This window comes from Nitrospirillum guanabarense (genome assembly GCF_034653355.1).
Taxonomy (GTDB): Bacteria; Pseudomonadota; Alphaproteobacteria; order Azospirillales; family Azospirillaceae; genus Nitrospirillum.
In genome coordinates this window covers 1,515,439-1,533,582 of sequence record NZ_JAYEER010000004.1, presented here as the reverse complement: position 1 = coordinate 1,533,582, position 18,144 = coordinate 1,515,439, and the positions used below count along the sequence as shown (strand labels likewise).

General features: G+C 67.6%; 15 protein-coding genes. 9 read left to right on the top strand and 6 right to left on the bottom strand.

Annotated features, from left to right (window positions below):
- The first annotated feature begins 543 nt into the window (after positions 1 to 543).
- The 4 genes from UAA55_RS25075 to UAA55_RS25060 all read left to right on the top strand — a co-directional run bounded on the left by UAA55_RS25075 (position 544) and on the right by UAA55_RS25060 (position 4,787).
- Positions 544 to 2,541, top strand: a complete 1,998-nt coding sequence (locus UAA55_RS25075) for a cache domain-containing protein (RefSeq protein WP_322956210.1) — start codon at positions 544 to 546, stop codon at positions 2,539 to 2,541.
- Between the two features lie 155 nt (positions 2,542 to 2,696).
- Positions 2,697 to 3,740 (top strand): N-acetyl-gamma-glutamyl-phosphate reductase, encoded by a 1,044-nt coding sequence (argC, locus tag UAA55_RS25070; protein ID WP_322956209.1) that lies wholly within the window; start codon positions 2,697 to 2,699, stop codon positions 3,738 to 3,740.
- 91 nt (positions 3,741 to 3,831) lie between these two features.
- A complete protein-coding gene (locus tag UAA55_RS25065; protein WP_322956206.1) occupies positions 3,832 to 4,383 on the top strand; it encodes a gamma carbonic anhydrase family protein in 552 nt (183 codons plus the stop codon).
- A 161-nt stretch (positions 4,384 to 4,544) separates the two neighbouring features.
- Positions 4,545 to 4,787 (top strand): hypothetical protein, encoded by a 243-nt coding sequence (locus UAA55_RS25060; protein ID WP_322956205.1) that lies wholly within the window; start codon positions 4,545 to 4,547, stop codon positions 4,785 to 4,787.
- Positions 4,788 to 4,829: 42 nt separating this feature from the next.
- On the opposite strand, the gene UAA55_RS25055 is transcribed toward UAA55_RS25060, so the two are convergent.
- Positions 4,830 to 5,756, bottom strand: a complete 927-nt coding sequence (locus tag UAA55_RS25055; RefSeq protein WP_322956203.1) for a LysR family transcriptional regulator — start codon at positions 5,754 to 5,756, stop codon at positions 4,830 to 4,832.
- A 225-nt stretch (positions 5,757 to 5,981) separates the two neighbouring features.
- On the opposite strand from UAA55_RS25055, the gene UAA55_RS25050 reads away from it, so the two are divergent.
- The gene (locus UAA55_RS25050; RefSeq protein ID WP_322956201.1) at positions 5,982 to 6,800 is read left to right on the top strand and encodes an alpha/beta fold hydrolase; all 819 of its coding nucleotides are present in this window, start codon (positions 5,982 to 5,984) and stop codon (positions 6,798 to 6,800) included.
- Between the two features lie 108 nt (positions 6,801 to 6,908).
- Here the strand turns inward: UAA55_RS25050 and UAA55_RS25045 are convergent, their stop codons facing one another.
- From UAA55_RS25045 to UAA55_RS25030, 4 genes are all read right to left on the bottom strand, one after another.
- Entirely contained in the window at positions 6,909 to 7,679 is a 771-nt protein-coding gene (locus tag UAA55_RS25045; RefSeq protein WP_040848083.1) for an Hpt domain-containing protein, read from the bottom strand.
- Positions 7,680 to 7,833: 154 nt separating this feature from the next.
- Positions 7,834 to 9,051, bottom strand: coding sequence for a 5-aminolevulinate synthase (hemA, locus tag UAA55_RS25040; RefSeq protein ID WP_322956198.1), 1,218 nt, complete (start codon positions 9,049 to 9,051; stop codon positions 7,834 to 7,836).
- A gap of 355 nt (positions 9,052 to 9,406) precedes the next feature.
- The gene (gene pdxR / locus UAA55_RS25035) at positions 9,407 to 10,918 is read right to left on the bottom strand and encodes a MocR-like pyridoxine biosynthesis transcription factor PdxR (protein ID WP_322956196.1); all 1,512 of its coding nucleotides are present in this window, start codon (positions 10,916 to 10,918) and stop codon (positions 9,407 to 9,409) included.
- A gap of 228 nt (positions 10,919 to 11,146) precedes the next feature.
- The gene (locus tag UAA55_RS25030) at positions 11,147 to 11,413 is read right to left on the bottom strand and encodes a hypothetical protein (protein WP_145751514.1); all 267 of its coding nucleotides are present in this window, start codon (positions 11,411 to 11,413) and stop codon (positions 11,147 to 11,149) included.
- Between the two features lie 325 nt (positions 11,414 to 11,738).
- Here UAA55_RS25030 and UAA55_RS25025 point away from each other — a divergent pair, with 325 nt between their 5' ends.
- The 4 genes from UAA55_RS25025 (at position 11,739) to UAA55_RS25010 (ending at position 15,823) form a co-directional block, all read left to right on the top strand.
- Positions 11,739 to 12,455, top strand: coding sequence for a response regulator (locus tag UAA55_RS25025; RefSeq protein ID WP_145609170.1), 717 nt, complete (start codon positions 11,739 to 11,741; stop codon positions 12,453 to 12,455).
- Positions 12,452 to 13,771, top strand: coding sequence for an ATP-binding protein (locus tag UAA55_RS25020; protein ID WP_322956194.1), 1,320 nt, complete (start codon positions 12,452 to 12,454; stop codon positions 13,769 to 13,771). Before UAA55_RS25025 ends, UAA55_RS25020 begins: the two co-directional genes overlap by 4 nt.
- A 268-nt stretch (positions 13,772 to 14,039) precedes the next feature.
- Positions 14,040 to 15,218 carry a M20 aminoacylase family protein gene (locus UAA55_RS25015; RefSeq protein ID WP_322956193.1) on the top strand — a complete coding sequence of 393 codons (1,179 nt, stop codon included), beginning with the start codon at positions 14,040 to 14,042 and terminating at the stop codon, positions 15,216 to 15,218.
- Positions 15,215 to 15,823, top strand: coding sequence for a hypothetical protein (locus UAA55_RS25010; RefSeq protein WP_322956191.1), 609 nt, complete (start codon positions 15,215 to 15,217; stop codon positions 15,821 to 15,823). Before UAA55_RS25015 ends, UAA55_RS25010 begins: the two co-directional genes overlap by 4 nt.
- A gap of 133 nt (positions 15,824 to 15,956) precedes the next feature.
- On the opposite strand, the gene UAA55_RS25005 is transcribed toward UAA55_RS25010, so the two are convergent.
- Positions 15,957 to 17,933 (bottom strand): polysaccharide biosynthesis protein, encoded by a 1,977-nt coding sequence (locus tag UAA55_RS25005; protein ID WP_322956190.1) that lies wholly within the window; start codon positions 17,931 to 17,933, stop codon positions 15,957 to 15,959.
- Positions 17,934 to 18,144 lie beyond the last annotated feature (211 nt).

The following is an 18,144-nucleotide window of genomic DNA, read 5'->3' as shown; positions in this document are numbered from 1 at the left end:
GATCACATCTCTTTGAGATGCTTCACACTCGGCACCACCACGCCCCTTCTGGGCGCACCCACAGCCACGTGGGTCTTCAACCCCCCGCCGCGCCCTTTATGGAAACAACGGAAGTACTTTGACCCTGGGGATGGCGCCCCGTTCTAGGGCCGCCTGCACCCGGGGGTGCGCGAGTATTGATCCGACGCCGCCTTATCCAACCTGGATATACCGAACCACTTTAATTTGGATAAAAGCTAACCTCAAGGCTAGTTTCATAGACATTCCATAAGAACAGGAACAGCCGCCATTTGCCTGTGCTGGCCGGCCTCCGGGGCGGGGGGCGGATTCACGGCCGGTTAATATGTCTCGGCTTTTGAGGCGGCGGTGTAATACCCGGTCGTTGATTGATGGTTGATTTTCCAGGCCTCGGCCTGCGCGTCCACTCGTCTGACGCCCCAGCGAAAGCGTAACCGGCCGACGGTTGAAGAACGGCGGCGCCTCAGATATTCCATCAAGAATAAGCATCGTATGGATGTACATCTATTGAAGGGGGTCTGATAGATGCGCTGGTTCAATGACCGGACGATCAATCAGCGGCTTTGGGTCCTGGTGGGCGTCGCCGTGCTGGCGGCCCTGGTCTACATCGGCATCGGCGTGGCGCAGCAGCGCATGCAGCTCTACGAAGATCGCCGCGACATGGCGCGGGACGCGGTGGGGGCCGCGCAGACCATCGTCGAAGCCTACATCCAGAAGGAAAAGCAGGGCGCCCTGCCCAAGGCCGACGCCCAGGCGGCGGCGCTGGCGGCCCTCAGGGCCGTGCGCTTCGCCGGCGAATACGTCTTCGTGAACGACACCAAGGGTGTCCTGGTCATGAATCCGAGCCGTCCGGATCTGGAGGGCAAGGACATGACCGACTTCAAGGACCCCGCCGGGACCTACATGTTCCGCGACTTCGTCGCCATGGCGACGGGGCCGCAGGGCCAGGGTTTCGTGCCCTACAAATGGCCGCGCCCGGGCCAGACGGAGCCGGTGGACAAGCTGTCCTACGTCACCCTGGTGCCGGCTTGGGGCTGGGTCCTGGGCTCCGGCGTCTATCTGGACGACGTGCAGGCGCAAGGCCGCGCGCTGGTCGCGGGCGGCGTGGTGGAGGGTGTCATCGCCCTGCTGCTGGTGGGATCGCTGTCCTTCCTCATCGCCCGCAGCCTGTCGCGCAGCCTGGGGGAACTGACGGGCGACATGCGCCGGCTGGCCCAGGGCGACCTGACCGTCACCATCACCGGCACGGAGGCGCCCAACGAGCTGGGCGAGATGGCCCGCGCGCTGCAGGTGTTCCGCGACAACGCCCTGGCCAACCGCCGGCTGGAAGAGGAGCAGGCGGCGGCGCGTGAGGCGCAGCAGCGCCGGCATGACGCGCTGGAGGTGCTGGTGCGCGACTTCAAGGCCATGGTGGCGGGCAAGCTGCGCTCGGTCGCCGCCGCCGCGACGGAGCTGGAGGCGACCTCCGGCGGTCTGCGCGAACAGGCGGAGATCACCAGCGGCCTGGCGGTGACCGTGGCCACCGGCGCCACCGCCGCCAACCAGAACGCCCAGACCGTGGCCGCCGCGACGGAGGAGCTGACGGTTTCCAGTTCGGAAATCGGCCGCCAGGTGGAATTCACCGCCGCCACCACCGCCCGCGCGGTGGAAGAGGCGCGCAAGGCCAGCACCGTGATGGCGGAGCTGTCGGAGGTGGCGGCCGGCGTGCAGACGGTGGTGCAACTGATCAACGACATCGCCGGCCAGACCAACCTGCTGGCCTTGAACGCCACCATCGAGGCGGCGCGGGCGGGTGAGGCCGGCAAGGGCTTCGCCGTCGTGGCGCATGAGGTCAAGTCGCTGGCCGGGCAGACGGCCAAGGCGACGGAGGACATCGCCAGCCGCGCCATGGCGGTGCAGACGGCCGCGGCCGACGCCGTGTCCATCATCACCTACATCACCGACGTCATCGAGCAGATGGGCGGCAACTCCGCCACCATCGCCTCGGCCGTCACCGAGCAGGGGGCGGCGACGACGGAGATCAGCCGCAACGTGCAGGAGGCGGCGGCCCGCACGGCGGAGGTGGCGGGCAACATGAACACGGTGGAGGAAAGCGCCCAGTTCACCCTCAGCGCCTCCAGCCAGCTGCACGCCGCGGCGGGTGAGCTGTCCAACCAGGCGGAACAGCTGCAGATGGAGGTGGAGGAGTTCCTGGGCGCCATGGAGCGGGCGGGAGACCGCCGCCAGTTCGAACGCATTCCCGCCGACCTGCCCATCAGCGTGCAGTGCATGGCCACGGGCAAGCCGGGCCCCACCTATCCGGGCCGCACCATCGACCTGTCGGCCGCCGGCTTGTCCGCCCGCATCGGCCAGATGGCCAACAAGCCCGGCGACGACCTGCTGGTGGGCGGCCTGGGCGACCACGCCATCCCCGGCCGTGTGGCCAGCATCGTGGATGGCGTCGTGCGCATCCAGTTCCGCATGAACGAGGACAGCATGAACATGATGCAGCAGGCCCTGAAAAAGGCCGGCGTGACGCTTTGACGACGCTTTGATCAGGGGAGGCGGACAATAACGCATGGCTGAGGGGACGAGGTGTCCTTGGCCATGTGGTGCCCTTGGTTGCAGTATCGGGTGCGATTGATTATGTGGCCTTACAGCCACCGTCCCACCCGTCCGCTTTCAGGAGAGCACATCCCATGTCCACCGCCCTGCGCGTCGCCATCCTCGGTGCTTCCGGTTACACCGGCGCCGAACTGGTCCGCCTGCTGGTCCGTCATCCCGACGTCCGCCTGGTGGCCCTGACGGCGGAGCGACAGGCCGGCAAGCCCTTGACCGAGGTCTTCCCGCACCTGGGCGGATATGATCTGCCGGACCTGGTGAAGATCGACCAGGTGGACTGGGACGGCGTCGACTTCGTGTTCTGCGCCCTGCCGCACGGCACGACGCAGGAGGTCATCGCCAGCCTGCCGTCGCGCCTGAAGGTGGTGGACCTGTCCGCCGACTTCCGCCTGCACGACGTCGAGACCTACGCCACCTGGTATGGCCACGCCCACAAGGCGCCGGAGCTGCAAGCCGAGGCGGTGTACGGCCTGGTGGAGGCCAACCGCGCGGCGGTGAAGGCCGCGCGCCTGGTGGCCAACCCCGGCTGCTACCCGACGGCGTCGCAGCTGCCGCTGCTGCCGCTGCTGCGCCAGGGCCTGATCCTGGCCGACGACATCATCATCGACGCCAAGTCGGGCGTGTCCGGCGCCGGCCGTGACGCCAAACAGGCCAACCTGTACGGTGAGGTGGCGGAGGGCGTGCACGCCTACGGCGTCGCCGGCCACCGCCACGCGCCGGAGATCGAGCAGGGTGTCAGCGAGGCCGCCGGCAAGCCGGTGGTGCTGAACTTCACGCCCCACCTGATGCCCATGAGCCGTGGCATCCATTCCAGCATCTATGTGAAGCTGGCGCCGGGTAAGACGGCGGACGATCTGCGCGCCGCCCTGGTGGCGGCCTACAAGGGTGAGACCTTCGTGCGCGTGCTGCCCGCCGGCGTGGCGCCGCAGACCCGCCACGTGAAGGGCAGCAACCACTGCCTGATCGGCGTCTTCCCCGACCGCGTCCCCGGCCGCGCCATCCTGCTGTCGGTCATCGACAACCTGGTGAAGGGCGCCTCGGGCCAAGCCATCCAGAACATGAACCTGATGATGGGCTATCCCGAGGATCGCGGCCTGGAACAGGCGCCCCTGTTCCCGTGATCGGCTTCCCGTGATCGGGGAACGGCCTTATGTATGAAGGGCCCGGGCGCGTTGTCCGGGCCTTTTCCTGTCTTGTGTGCGGGAGCTTACGATGACTGACGTTAGCCAAGCTTTGACCACCGTGCGGCCCACGGTGCTGCCCTACAAGGGCGTGCTGCCCCGCATCCACGCCAGCGCCTTCCTGGCCAACGCCGTCGTCATCGGCGACGTGGAGATCGGGGAGGAGGCCAGCCTGTGGTACAACGTGGTCGTGCGCGGCGACGTGAACCAGATCCGCATCGGCAAGCGCACCAACATCCAGGACGGCACCACCGTCCACTGCACCCACCAGCGCTTCGCCACCGTCCTCGGCGATGACGTGACGGTGGGCCACATGGCCCTGCTGCACGGCTGCGTCATTGAGGATGGCGCCTTCATCGGCATGAAAGCCTGCGTCATGGACGGCGCTGTGGTGGAAAGCGGCGCCATGGTGGCCGCCGGCGCCCTGGTCACGCCGGGCAAGCGGGTCAAGGCGGGGGAATTGTGGGGCGGCAGCCCGGCGCGCCTGCTGCGCCCCCTGACGGAGCAGGACAAGGCCACGTTGCCCCTGACCGTCCCGCACTATGTCCGTCTCTCCCGGCAGTACCTCGACGAGATAGGGTGAGCCGGGACGGGTTGCCGGACGGACTGATTTAAGTCATGGTCAGCCGGGTCGCGCGTAGCATAATGGGAGGCGCGTTGACCATTTCGCGTGGGGACGCGGCATCGATAAGCCGTCTGGGCGTCCCCCGCGCATAAACACCGTGACCTGGCGGAGGATTCTCCATGACCAAGCCGTCACCGCGAACCGATCATGCCGTCCGTCGTTATCATGCCACCGCCGCCCACCAGGGCCGGCTGATGCCCAGGCCGCGCCGGCCGCCTGGCCTGTCAGCGATGGAGGCCAGCGAGCAAGCCTTCCGCACCGCTGGCGTGCTGGCCCTGGCGGAGGCTGTGTTCGGCGACCGGGGCAAGGCGCTGGCCTGGCTGCGCGGCGCCGGTCCCGCCATGATGGACGGTGGCGTCTGACCCCGAGGTCGGGACCGGGTCACCCAAGTCCTCGCATGGGGTTTACGAAGGGGTTTCAACGTACCGGATTATGCTCTGATTCCGGACACCTTCGACCAATTCATCCGTGCGGGACAGCAGTCGACGGAGCAAGGGCGATGAATTCGCCTCGTTGTATCCCAAGGTGAGATCGACGGTCGGCGGTTCCCCCTCGAGCGCTCTGGCGACAACATTCGGACTCAGGATGTTCTGCGCGTAAAGCGGGACCAGGGTGACCCCACCCGTGGACGCGACGAGCGACATCGCCGACGAAATGTTTTCGCCCTCATACTTCGGCTTGAGGGTGATTCCGACCCCTGCCGCGTAATCCTCAATCACGGACTGCAATACCGGAGACGTTCTCGACGAGCTGACGTAAATCTCACGGGCAAGCTCTTGCGGCCGAATCTTTTTCCGCGACGCCAGATGATGACCTGCCGGCAGCACGACGATCAGAGGTTCCTTCGCCAATAATTTGAAGGACAGGCCCAGGCGTTGTTTCTCTGGGCGAAGGAAGGCCATATCCAGCTTCCCGCGCATCAGGGCGAGGGCGAGTTCGGGGGAGGACAGGCTGCACAGGGTGACCTCGGTCTCCGGCGCTTCCTCGCGGATGATGCGTAGCAGGTGGGGCAGCCATGTGACCTCCAGCCCGACCATGAATCCCATGGCAAGCGCCGGCCTCTGAGGCTGGGCTATCCGGCGGGCGGCGTCGGTCGCAGCCTCGACCTGCAGAAGCGCCAGCCGCGCATGATCGAGAAAAACGCGCCCTGCGGGGGTCAGTGTCACGCCGCGCGCCTGCCGCTCCAGCAGCGTCACGCCGACCTCCGCTTCCAGGTCGCGAATTTGCCGGCTCAGGGACGGCTGCGAGGTGTTCAGCCGCCGCTGGGCGGCGGTCAGCAGGCCGCCTTCCTCCGCAACGGCGACGAAATACCGGAGATGCCGCAGTTCCATCGAATCCCCCGCTATGCTTTCGAGGCATAGCTTGAACGTACAAGGTCTTTGTCGCCGGCGGAAGGGCCATTTACGCTCGCCCCGAAGTCAGAACTCACACTGTGATTGAGACGGAGAAGGAAAAATGGCGACGACACCCAAACCCACCAAGTGTTCCGCCACGGCATCTGGCTGATGGCTCGAATCTTCAAGGTAATGTTTAACAACGCAGAGGGAGAGACTTTGATGCCGACCATTACCACCACGGACGACGTAACCATCTTCTACAAGGATTGGGGCTCAGGCCAGCCGATCGTTTTCAGCCACGGCTGGCCGCTTACGGCGGACGATTGGGACGCCCAGATGACCTTCTTCCTTCGCCACGGCTATCGGGTGATCGCCCACGACCGGCGTGGCCACGGCCGGTCCGACCAGCCGAGCACCGGCAACGACATGGACCACTGGGTCGCCGACCTCGCGGCCCTGACCGAGCACCTCAACCTGCGCGACGCGATCCACATTGGCCACTCCACAGGCGGCGGTGAGGTGGCTCGCTATGTCGCCCGCCACCCGCAGCGCGTCGCGAAGGCGGTACTGGTCGCTTCCCTGACGCCGAACATGTACCGGAGCGAGGACAACCCATCCGGTCAGCCGCCGGAGTGGTTCGAAGCGATCCGCGCGGGCGTGCTGGGCAACCGGTCGCAGTTCTACCGGTTCGTTCCTGAGAATCCGTTCTACGGTTACAACCTTGACGGGGCCGAGCCCTCGGAGGCGATCATCGCGAACTGGTGGCGCCAGGGCATGGCCGGCGGTGCGCTGGCCCACTACGCGACTGTCGACACTTGGCTGGAGGATTATACCGAAGACCTCAAGAAGATCACCGTGCCGGTGCTGGTGATGCATGGCGAGGCCGATCAGGTCGTCCCCTTCGCGAGTTCCGTGCCGCGCGCGGTCGATCTGCTCAAGAACGGGTCGCTGAAGACCTATCCGGGCTACCCCCATGGCATGCTGACCACACATGCGGATGTCCTCAACCCCGATCTGCTCTCATTCATCAGGTCTTGACGGCATCCTTCCCGGGCGGATGAAGCATGCCCGGCTTTGGCCGGTGTGAAGAGGCCATTGGCGGCAAGGCCTCTTCCACCGGCGCGGCGCGTCTGGGGGTGGACCGCCTCAGCCCAGGTTGAAATGGGTGATGGCGGCGGCGATGTCGTCGCCGAAGCTGGGGCCCAGCCGCACCGTCGCCACCTCGCCGGGCACGCCCTTCAGGCTGGCGGCGTCCAGGCTGGTCAGCAAGGCCATGGGCACCCCCTCGGTGAGGGAGATGGCCTTCAGCGCGCGGATCAGGTCCACCCCGCCCAGCCCGTCCATGACGGCGGACGCGATGATCATGTCCGGCGGCACACGCACGGCCACGGCCAGCGCCTCGATGGGGTCGGCCAGGGTGTTGACCTTGAAGCCGCAGGCCGCCAGTTCCGCCGCCACCCGGCGGGCCACGATCTTGTTGGGGCTGACCAGCATGATGTCGACGTCGTGGACTTCCACGTCGGCGATGTCGAACTCATAGCGCGAGGGCAGGGCGCGGATGACGGCGTTGGTGGCCGCCAGGTCCGGCGTGTCGTCACGGTCCGCCGCCTCGGCGATGCGGTCGGCGAAAGTGTGCAGGTCGACGATCTGATTTTCCGTCAGATCCTTCAGACCTGTCAGATAGGCCTCCAGGCGCTGGGCGATCAGGCTGACCAGGGGGAAGCCGAAGGAGGTGCCGGAGCCGCGCAGGCTGTGGGCGTCACGGCGGATGGCCAGCAGCCCGTCGGCGGTGGGGATACGGCCCAGCGAAACGGCCTTCAGCGTCTCATACAGCGCGCCCAGGCGATCATGGACGTCGTCGCGGAACTCGACCTTGAGCTGTTCAACAAGATCGTCGAAATCGGTCTGCTCAACCATGGCGCCCCTCAAACATATCCCGTGGATTTAGCCCGCGGGCACGTTGGAGCGCAAGACGCGGACCGTCGCGGCGCTCCAGTGCATTGGTATCGGTTCATGAGTTTCAATGAAAAAGGCCGCCCGGGTGGGCGGCCTTTCATTCGGCAGGCTGGCCTCATGCCGCCTTGCGCAGTTCCAGCCGGCTCCACACGTCCAGCAAGGCGTCCACCAGGCGGGCCATGTGATGGTCGTCGTGGAAAGGCGTGGGCGTTATGCGCAGCCGCTCCGTGCCACGGGGCACGGTGGGGTAGTTGATGGGCTGGACGTAGATGTCGTGCCTGGTCAGCAAATCGTCGCTGGCCTGCTTGCACAGGCGCGGGTCGCCCACCAGCACCGGCACGATATGGCTGACCGACGGCATGACCGGCAGCCCGGCCTCCGTCAGCAGACGCTTCAGCGTGGCCGCCCGTTCCTGGTGCAGCACGCGCAGCTCGTCATGCTCCTTCAGGTAGCGGACGGAGGCGGCGGCGCCGGCGGCGATGACCGGCGCGATGGAGGTGGTGAAGATGAAGCTGGAGGCGAAGCTGCGCACGCAGTCGACCAGGGCGGCCGAACCGGTGATATAGCCGCCCATCAGGCCGAAGGCCTTGCCCAGCGTGCCCTCGATGACCGTCAGGCGGTCCAGCACGCCGTCCCGCTCGGCCACGCCGGCGCCCCGGGGGCCGTACATGCCCACGGCGTGGACCTCATCCAGATAGGTCATGGCGCCGTGCTTGTCGGCCACGTCGCAGATTTCGGCGATGGGGGCGATGTCGCCGTCCATGGAATAGACGCTCTCGAACGCCACCAGCTTGGGGCGGTCGGCCGGATAGCGGCTCAGCAACTGGTCCAGATGTTCGGGGTCGTTATGGCGGAAGATGTGCTTCTCGGCGCCGCTGTGCCGGATGCCCTCGATCATCGAGGCGTGGTTCAGCGCGTCGGAGAAGACGACGCAGTTGGGCAGCAGCTTGGGCAGCGTCGACAGCGACGCCTCGTTGGAGATGTAGCCCGAGGTGAACAGCAGCGCGGCTTCCTTGCGGTGCAGGTCCGCCAGCTCCCGCTCCAGCAACACATGGTAGTGATTGGTGCCGGAGATGTTGCGGGTGCCGCCGGCGCCGGCGCCGGACTTGGCCAGCGCCTCGCGCATGGCCGCCAGCACCACCGGGTTCTGGCCCTGGCCCAGATAGTCGTTGCTGCACCACACGGTCACGTCGCGCGGCGGCTCATCCGGGGATGGGTAGTAGGAGGCGATCGGAAACTCACCCACGCGGCGTTCCAGATCAGCGAACACGCGATAGCGGCCCTCGCGGCGAAGGCCATCGATCTGGGAGCGGAAAAAGGCTTCGTAATCCATCTGTCCGATGGCTCCTTCGTGGAGCGGTCCTCTAATCCTAGAAGACCGGCGGCAAGCTACCGGTCGACACGTCAACCACACCGACCATGGGTTCGCTGTCCTCACATAGTGGGCAGCGAAATCACCGCTGGCAAGTGCCGGCAGGCCGCGACCGAGCAGATGTACCATGCCAGTGGACTGGAGCCATCAGCTTTGATGTTGATCAATTCGGCGGGCAAATGGACCTTAACCCCGAAATCCCGGGGTGAAAAGCCCGGATGCGCTGGACAAATTGCCCAAGCAATCCGTCTTTGGTCGGACATCGCCCAGCCAGGCGGCCGCAACGATATTTTCCATGGAGCGGGATGATGGGTAATCAATAGGCGCAGGCGGTGCCGCTGGCATGCGCCTCCAGCGTCTCCGCCAACCGCTGCGCCGCCTTCAGGATCAGGGGCGGGGGGAAGGCGGCGTAGCCCAGGACCAGGCCCTGGGTGCCGCCACGGTCGGCATGGAAGCTGCTGAGCGGCGTCACGTCGATGGATCGGGCGCGGGCGGCCTGGCGCAGGGCCATATCGGGCGCCAGATGAGGGGACAGGCCGGGCATCGTCTTCAGCGTCAGCCCGTCGGTCAACCTGGCCGCCATCTGCAGGCCGGCGGCCGCGGGCGTCAGGGTCAGGGCGCCGGCCCACAGGCGCCGGGCGGCGTCGATCAGCGTCTCCCGACGTTCCTGGTAGGTCAGCCGGGCGCGGCGCAGGTGTGAGGCCAGATGGCCTTCATCGATGAATTCGGCCAGGGCGCTCTGCTCCACCACGGGGGCGTGCAGTTCGAACAGGGCGCGCATCTCCAGCGCCCGATCCAGCAGGTTGTCCGGCACCACCAGATAGGCGATGCGCAGGCCCGGGTAGAGGATGCGCTCGAAACCGCCGACATGCAGGACCCGGCCGTTCCGTTGGGCGGTGCGGTCCAGGCTCATGAGGGTGGCCGGCGGGCGGGTCTCGAAGGTGAAGCCGCCGTCGCCGTCATCCTCGATGATGTGGGCGTCGGCGCGCGCGGCCCAGTCCAGCAGGGCCTGGCGGCGTTCCAGGCTCATGACCGTGCCCAGCGGCATCTGGCAGTTGGCGGTGACCACGGCCAGCCGGGCGTCCGGCGCCAGCGCCTCGCCCTTGGCCGGGTCCAGCCCGTCGGCATCGGCCGGCACGGGCACGGGCCTCATGCCCAGGCGGCGCACCAGCGCTTGCGTCAGGGGGCAGCCGGGGTCCTCGGTCCACACCCGGTCGCCCGGGCTGGCGGCCAGGCCGACGGCCAGGTCCAAGGCGGCGGCGCGGCCGGGCAGGATCAGGACCTGGTCGGGATGGCAGCGCAGGCCGCGACTGGCCTCCAGGAAGCTGGCCAGCGCCACGCGCAGAGGGCGCCAGCCGGGCGCGCTGTCCCGCTCCAGCGCGCGGGTCGACAGGCTGCGCCAGGAACGGCTGAGCACCCGGCGCCAGGCTTCGATGTCCAGTTGGTCACCGGCGGCGATGCCGGGGCGGAAGGGCAGGGTGGGCGATGGCAGGGCCGCGTCCGCCGGCGCCGAGCCTTGGGCGCGCGGGGCGGGGGCCCGAACCTCGGTGGGAGCGTAATCGGGGGGCAGGTTCTCTACCACGAAGGTGCCGGAACCCACCCGGGATTCTAGATAACCCTCGGCCGTCAGGCGCTCGATGGCGGCCACGGCGGTGTTGCGTGACAGCCCCATGTCGCGGGCCAGGGTGCGGGTGGAGGGCAGGCGCTCGCCGGGCGCCACGACGCCGGTGGCGATGGCGTGCCGCAGGCGGTCGAACAGGCGTTGTTGCAGGGAGCCGCCTTCGCCGCCGTCCGTCAGCGTGAGCAGGGGCCCGCGTCGGCTTTTCATGGGGGGCGTCTCCGAATTGGGAGGCAGGGGGAAAGCGGGAACCGTTGGCCGGAGGGGAAACCGGCGGACGGCGCTACGCGTTCGCCGTCCGCCGGGTGCGATCAGGGATGGCCACACGACCATCAGGCCATCCCGTTTCGAACCGGCGGTGGGGAAGGGGCGCCACCACCACCGGCCTCGCATCGGCGCGGAGGGCCGGCGGCGGCCCTCTCGCAAAAGGGGGGACGGTTAGCGGTCCAGGACCTTGCCGCTGGCGGCGTCGACGCGGAAGGACTTCACGGGGATGCCTTCGGCGGTGACGACGGGGACGTTGTAGTACTCGTCCTTGCGGGTGGCGCTGCCGACACGCAGGTTGGCCTTGTCATGGGCCTGCAGATAGGCCTGGACGGCCTTGCGGGCATCAGAGCTGCTGACCATGGCGTCGTCGGCGAAGGCTGGGGCGGCGGCGCCCACCAGCAGGGCGGTGGCGGTCATCAGGGCGGCGAAGCGGTTCATGGTGGTTCTCCTCGGTTGGGGCTTTTAGCGGGGCCACCGGGGTGGGGTTTGGCGAAGTTCGGCTTCCCCGGGGGCCTCAGGCTTTCCTGTTTTCGTTGACGGTCCCATCTGACCATGGCCCTGTTTCGCCGAGATTTCCGCCAGGCGGGTCGAATGAAACAATGCGTAACCGGCCTTGCGGGCATTTACAGTGTCGTTACAACATCACCGTCGGACGCGGCGGGGATTGCCGGTACAGTTGTCCATGCCCGGATACGCCCTTTGGGAAGCGCCTCTTGGAGGCATTGCCCATCGGTTGGGTTCGGGCCCGCATATGGGACGAGAGATGTCTGAGAACATTCATCTGCTGGTGGTCGATGACGACCGGGAAATCCGCGACCTGCTGACCCGCTACCTGACGCGTCACGGCTACCGCGTCACCGCCGCCCGCGACGGGCAGGAGATGCGCAAATTCCTGGCCGACCGGAACATCGACCTGATCGTCCTGGACCTGATGCTGCCCGGCGAGGACGGCTTGGCCCTCTGCCGCGCCATCCGCGCGGAATCCGGCCCGCCGGTGGTCATGCTGTCCGCCATGGGCGAGGATGCCGACCGCATCCTGGGCCTGGAGATCGGGGCCGACGACTATCTGCCCAAACCCTTCAACCCCCGTGAGCTGGTGGCGCGCATCAAGGCGGTGCTGCGCCGGTCACAGGCGGCCAACGTGGGGGGCAGCCCGGCGGCGGGGGCCTTCAGCTTCGCCGGCTATATGCTGGATCCCGCCCAGCGCCGCCTGAGCGCCGCCTCGGGGGAGGAGATCGCGCTGACCGCCGGGGAGTATGAGCTGCTGCTGGCCCTGGTGCAGCGGCCGCGCCGCGTGCTGTCGCGCGACGACCTGCTGGAAATCACCCGCGGCCGCGCCGCCGGCCCCTTCGACCGGTCCATCGACGTGCAGATCAGCCGCCTGCGCCGCAAGATCGAGACCGATCCCGCCGACCCCGCCATCATCAAGACGGTGCGGTCCGGCGGCTACATCTTCTCCGCCGAGGTCGGCACGCCATGAGGGCCGTCACCGACCGCATGTCATATTCCATCTTCGCCGTGCTGGTCGGCGGCATCCTGCTGAGCCAGGCCATCGCGCTGGGGCTTTACCGCACCGACCGGGCCGAGGCCGTGGCCGCGGCGCAGAGCGGGCAGTTGGCCGGCTGCCTGGCCAGCATCGCCGGCGTGGTGGACCATCAGCCGGCCGACATCCGTGACAAGATGCTGGCGGGTCTGCGCGACGGCAATTTCAAGGTCAACGTCGCCGGCACCACCCAGGACGTGTCGCTGGACGTGTATGAGAAGCCCAAGGTGAATCCACCCGGGCCCCGTCACACGGACATGATCGCCCTGCCGCCCTTCGGCACGATCACCACCCCCCCGCCGGAACCTAAGTACGTCATGGCCAGCCACCAGCTGGCCGATGGCAGCTGGCTGAACGTGCACATCCCCATGGCCGGGGCTGATGCCCTGTCGGAACCGGGCTTCCTGGCCTCGCTGGCCGGCAGCGCCGCCGTGGCCATCCTGCTGTCCGCCTGGGTGCTGGGCTTCACCACCCGGCCGTTGCGCCGCTTCGCGGCCGCCGCCGACCGGCTGGGCGTGGACATGAACGCCCCCTCGCTGGATGAGACCGGCCCGCGTGAGGTGCGGCTGGCCGCCGCCGCCTTCAACAAGATGCAGCGCCGCCTGCGCGCCTTCGTGGAGGACCGCACGCGCATGCTGGCCGCCGTGTCGCACGACCTGCGGACGCCGCTGACCCGCATGCGCCTGCGCGCCGAGTTCGTGGACGACGACGGCGTGCGCGAGAAGATGCTGGAGGATCTGGGCGAGATGGAGTCGATGATCGGCGCCACGCTGGCCTTCGCCCGGGACGAGGCGGCGCAGGAGACGCTGGAGCCCCTGGACCTCAACCTGCTGCTATCCCGCGCGGCCGAGGATTATCGTGACGCCGGCAAGCCCGTGGGCTTCAGTCCGGCGCCGGGCCCGGTGCGCGTGGTCGGCCGCCGCACGGCGCTGAAGCGCGCTTTCACCAACGTGGTGGAAAACGCCTTGAAATATGGCGCCAGCGCCGATGTGGCCGTGGCGGTGATGGGGGAGACGGTGGCCGTCTCCGTCACCGACCAGGGGCCCGGCATCCCGGAGGCGGAATGGGACAACGTCTTCCGTCCCTTCTACCGGCTGGAGGCGTCACGGTCCCGCGACACCGGCGGCACGGGCCTGGGCCTGTCCGTCGCCAACGACGTGGTCCGCGCCCACGGTGGCGAAATCCGGCTTGAGAACCGGGCGGAGGGTGGCTTGAGGGTCATCCTGCACCTGCCGCTGGAAGCGGCACGGTAGAATGGCCCCGCTGGAAGCGGGCGCGGTAAAACAGCACAGGCTGGCAGGCGGGGCCAATGCCTTCGCCGCGGGACGCCCGGGGCTGTCGGACGTCCCATGGGGCCGAGGGCGCGTCAAGAGACGGGCAAAGCCCTGGCGGCCACCCCCCAGGCATGGCTATGATGCGTTAATCAAGCCCGCGCGGTTGGCACCGTCCCGTTGGGGCGGGGCCTTTCGCGTTTCATTTTCCGTTGTGCGCTTCGCCTTCGCGTGCCTCCGAGACCCCGTTATGGCCATTCAGAACCGCATCGCCGATTTCCACGCCGACATGACGGCCTGGCGGCATCACATCCACGAAAACCCCGAGGTGGCGTTCGAAGAGACGCGGACCTCCGCCTTCGTGGCCGAGAAGCTGAGCGAATTCGGGATCGAGGTGCATCGGGGCCTGGCGGGCACCGGTCTGGTGGGTGTGCTGCAGGGCGAGGGCCGTGATACCGGCAAGACCATCGGCCTGCGCGCCGACATGGACGCCCTTCCCATGCAGGAGGAGAACACCTTCGCCCACGCCTCCAAGGTGGCGGGGAAGATGCATGCCTGCGGCCACGACGGCCACACCACCATGCTGCTGGGCGCCGCCCGCTACCTGGCGGAAACCCGCAACTTCTCCGGCACCGTGAACTTCATCTTCCAGCCGGCCGAGGAAGGGGCCGGCGGTGGCAAGCGCATGGTGGAGGAGGGGCTGTTCGACCGGTTCCCCTGCGACATGGTCTTCGGCATGCATAATTGGCCCGAACTGCCGCCGGGCAAGATGGGCGTGCGCCCCGGCCCGGTCATGGCCGGCGCCGACCGGTTCGAGATCACCATCCACGGGCGCGGCGGCCACGCCGCCCAGCCGCACCTGGGGGTGGACCCGGTGGTGGTGGCGGCCCAGCTGGTGGTCGCGGCGCAGACCCTGGTCAGCCGCACCCTCTCGCCCGTCGAATGCGGCGTGGTCAGCATCACCCGCATCCACGCCGGCACGGCCTTCAACATCATCCCCAACGAGGTGAGGCTGGCCGGGACCGTCCGCGCGCTGACGCCGGAAATCCGCCAGCAGCTGGAAGACGGCCTGCGCAACCTGGTGCAGACCCTGCCGCCGGTGTTCGGCGCCACGGGCGAGCTGGTCTACCACCTGGGCTACCCACCCACCATCAACCACGCCGAGCCCTCGGTCATCGCCGCCGCCGTGGCCGCCAAGGTGGCGGGGGCGGAGAACGTGCTGGGCGACATGGGCCCCAGCATGGGGGCGGAGGATTTCGCCTACATGCTGAACGCCCGCCCCGGTTCTTACGTGTGGCTGGGGCAGGGCGGCAGCGCGCTGGGCTGCTCCCTGCACAATCCGCGCTATGATTTCAACGACGATGTTCTGCCGCTGGGCGCCAGCTACTGGGCGACGCTGGTGGAAGCCGTTCTACCCCGGGTGGCATGATCCGGCCCCGGCCCATCCACCGGGAGGGTTCCCGGATCGAGGTTTCCGCCCGCCGTGACGGCCGGGCGGGGGATGCGCACCGTCGTCGCCATGCGGCGCCGGCGCGCCGCTGGGCCGCCCTGGGCTTGGCCCTGGGCATGAGTGCCGTCTTGACCGGGTGTTCCAGCAGCATGGCGTGGCTGGGTGGCGAGCCGCCGCCTGACGATAACGCGCTGCCGCCCGCCGTCTCCCCCAGCCTCGTGGGCCGGGGCGAATGGCACGGCGCGCTCAGCCGGGCGCAGAGCACAACGTATCTGGTTGCCCGCAACGCCGCCGAATGGCAGTCGCTGTGGGACTTGGTGGGCATGCGCATCCCCGGCACCCTGCCGGAACGGCTGATGGCGCTGGGGGTCTTCCTCGGGTCCCGCAACTCCTCGGGCGCCGGGGTGGAGGTGGTCAACACCCGGGTGGAGCACCGGGAGGGCATGCGCGACCGCCTGGTGGTTGAATATCACGAGTTCGACCAATCCTCACGCAACACCGCCACGGGCAGCCTGACCAGTCCTTACGCCATCGTCCTGGTGGACTGGTCGGACGCGCCGGTGCGCTTCGCCCGGGTGCCCTGACGCCGTTTTCCTCGGGCGCCCGGCGGCCTCCGGTCGGGGCCACTGTGGCTTTGCGACCGCTGGGCGCCTGGAAAAGGCAAAAGGCCCGGAACTTGGCGTTTCCGGGCCTTCGCTTCTTCCAAACCGCCGTGCATTACGCTTGGTGCGGCAGCACGGTTTCCGACGGCAGGGGGACCGGGTCCAACTGGCTGTAGTCGGGCACGATATGGTGCAGCAGGGCTTGCAGGCGGACGGCGTCGGCGGTGGCGCAGGCCGCGTCCAACTCATCCAGCGAGCGGCGCAGGATGGCCAGGTCCACCGCGCGGGGAGACGCCACCAGCACGCCCTCGGCCGAGGTCTGCTCCGGCGGTTCGGCGGCGGCGAACATCTCTTCGTACAGCTTTTCGCCGGGACGCAGGCCGGTGAAGGTGATCTTGATGTCCTTATCCGGCCGCAGTCCCGCCAAGCGGATCATCTGGCGAGCCAAGTCGACGATCTTCACCGGTTGGCCCATGTCCAGCACGAAGATGCGGCCACGATCATCCCGGCCGGCGTTCATGCCGTAGGCGGAGGCCTGCAGCACGAGTTCCACCGCCTCGCGCACCGTCATGAAGTAGCGGCAGACCTCGGGATGGGTCACGGTCAGCGGGCCGCCGGCACGCAGCTGGCGGCTGAACAGCGGCACCACCGAGCCGGTGGAGCCCAGCACATTGCCGAAACGCACGGTCATGAAACGGGTCTGCCAGCCCTTGCCGGCGCCGCTGGACGCGACGATGTCCAGGGCCTGGCAATAGCATTCGGCGATGCGCTTGGTGGCACCCATGACGTTGGTGGAGCGCACCGCCTTGTCGGTGGAGATCAGCACCATGGCGGCCGCGCCCGCGGCGATGGCGGCGTCGGCGACGTTGCGGGTGCCCATGACGTTGGTCAGCACGCCTTCGACCGGGTTCAGCTCCACCATCGGCACGTGCTTCAGGGCGGCGGCGTGGAACACCAGTTCCGGCTTCTCCTCATGGAAGACGTCCATGAGGCGGTTGCGGTCGCGGACGTTGGCCAGCACCGCGCGGCAGTCCAGGTCCGGGCAATTCTCCCGCATCTCCATCTCGATGGAGTAGAGATTGAACTCGCCATGATCCAGCAGGATCAGGCGGCGCGGCTTCAGCTGCGCGATCTGGCGGGTCAGTTCCGACCCGATGGTGCCGCCGGCACCCGTGACCAGCACGGTGCGGCCGGCCACCAGGCCGTCGATGGCGCCCTTGTCCAGGGCGACCTGGGGGCGACCCAGCAAGTCCTCGATGACGATGGGGCGCACCGTCATGGGCCCCTCGTTCACGGCGTCGCGGAAGTCGGTGAGGTCGGGCAGGCGGGCCAGCACCAGGTTCAGCGCCTCGCACTTTTCCACCAGCGCGCCCAGCCTGGTGCCCGACAGTCGGGCGCGGGGACGGGTCAGGATCAGGCGGCGGGGGCACTGGCCACCAGCGGCCAGGTCACCGACCACGGACGACAGCTCAGCTAGGCGGCCCAGCACCTTCACGCCGTGAATCTCTCGGCCGATGCGGCCACCCTTGTCGTCCAGGATGCCGACGACGCGGTAGGCGGCGTCACGGTCGGTGGCCATGGCACGGATGAAAATCTCGGCCTCGTCGCCGGCGCCGACCAGCAGCACGGGGATGCGGTCGCGGGCGTTGCTCTCCAGGATGCCGGCCAAGCGGCGGTCCTTGGCCAGGCGGTACAGCAGGCGCGGTCCCCCCAGCAGCACCACCAGCACGAACCAGTTGATGAGGGGGACGGAACGCGGCAAGGCGTCCAGCCGGGTCACCAGGAACATCAACAGCAGGAAAACCAGGATGGTGGTGGTGACGGCCCTGGCGATGGCCATCAGATCGCGCAACGAAGCGTAGCGCCAGACGCCTGAGTTCATGCCGAACAGGCGGTAGGCGGCCGCGGCGATTACAGTGAAGAGGGCGACGCCGGGAACCAGGGCTTGGGTATAATGGGTGATACCATCCCCAACCCGCAGGTATAGCGAGACAATAAACGAAACCCCGGCAACCAAAATGTCATGAAAGTATGCAAGGAAGCGCCGATCAAAAACAAGCGGCAGCCTGAAAGTTTCTTTTAATTTACGCATGGCTCCAGCCTGCGGTTGATTGTTTATGGGCGATTAACAGCGCGTGACGGAGACACTGGAATTGCAGATGCGGGTGTGTATTTCTAAACATCTGACGCGATCCTGACATCATCCGATACTCTGCTGCAAGTGCGAAAAAGGATTGGCGGGGTATATGCCTACTCCATTAGGCAGGCAGTTTTTCCTAATCCCGCACTGGCCGCTGAATCAG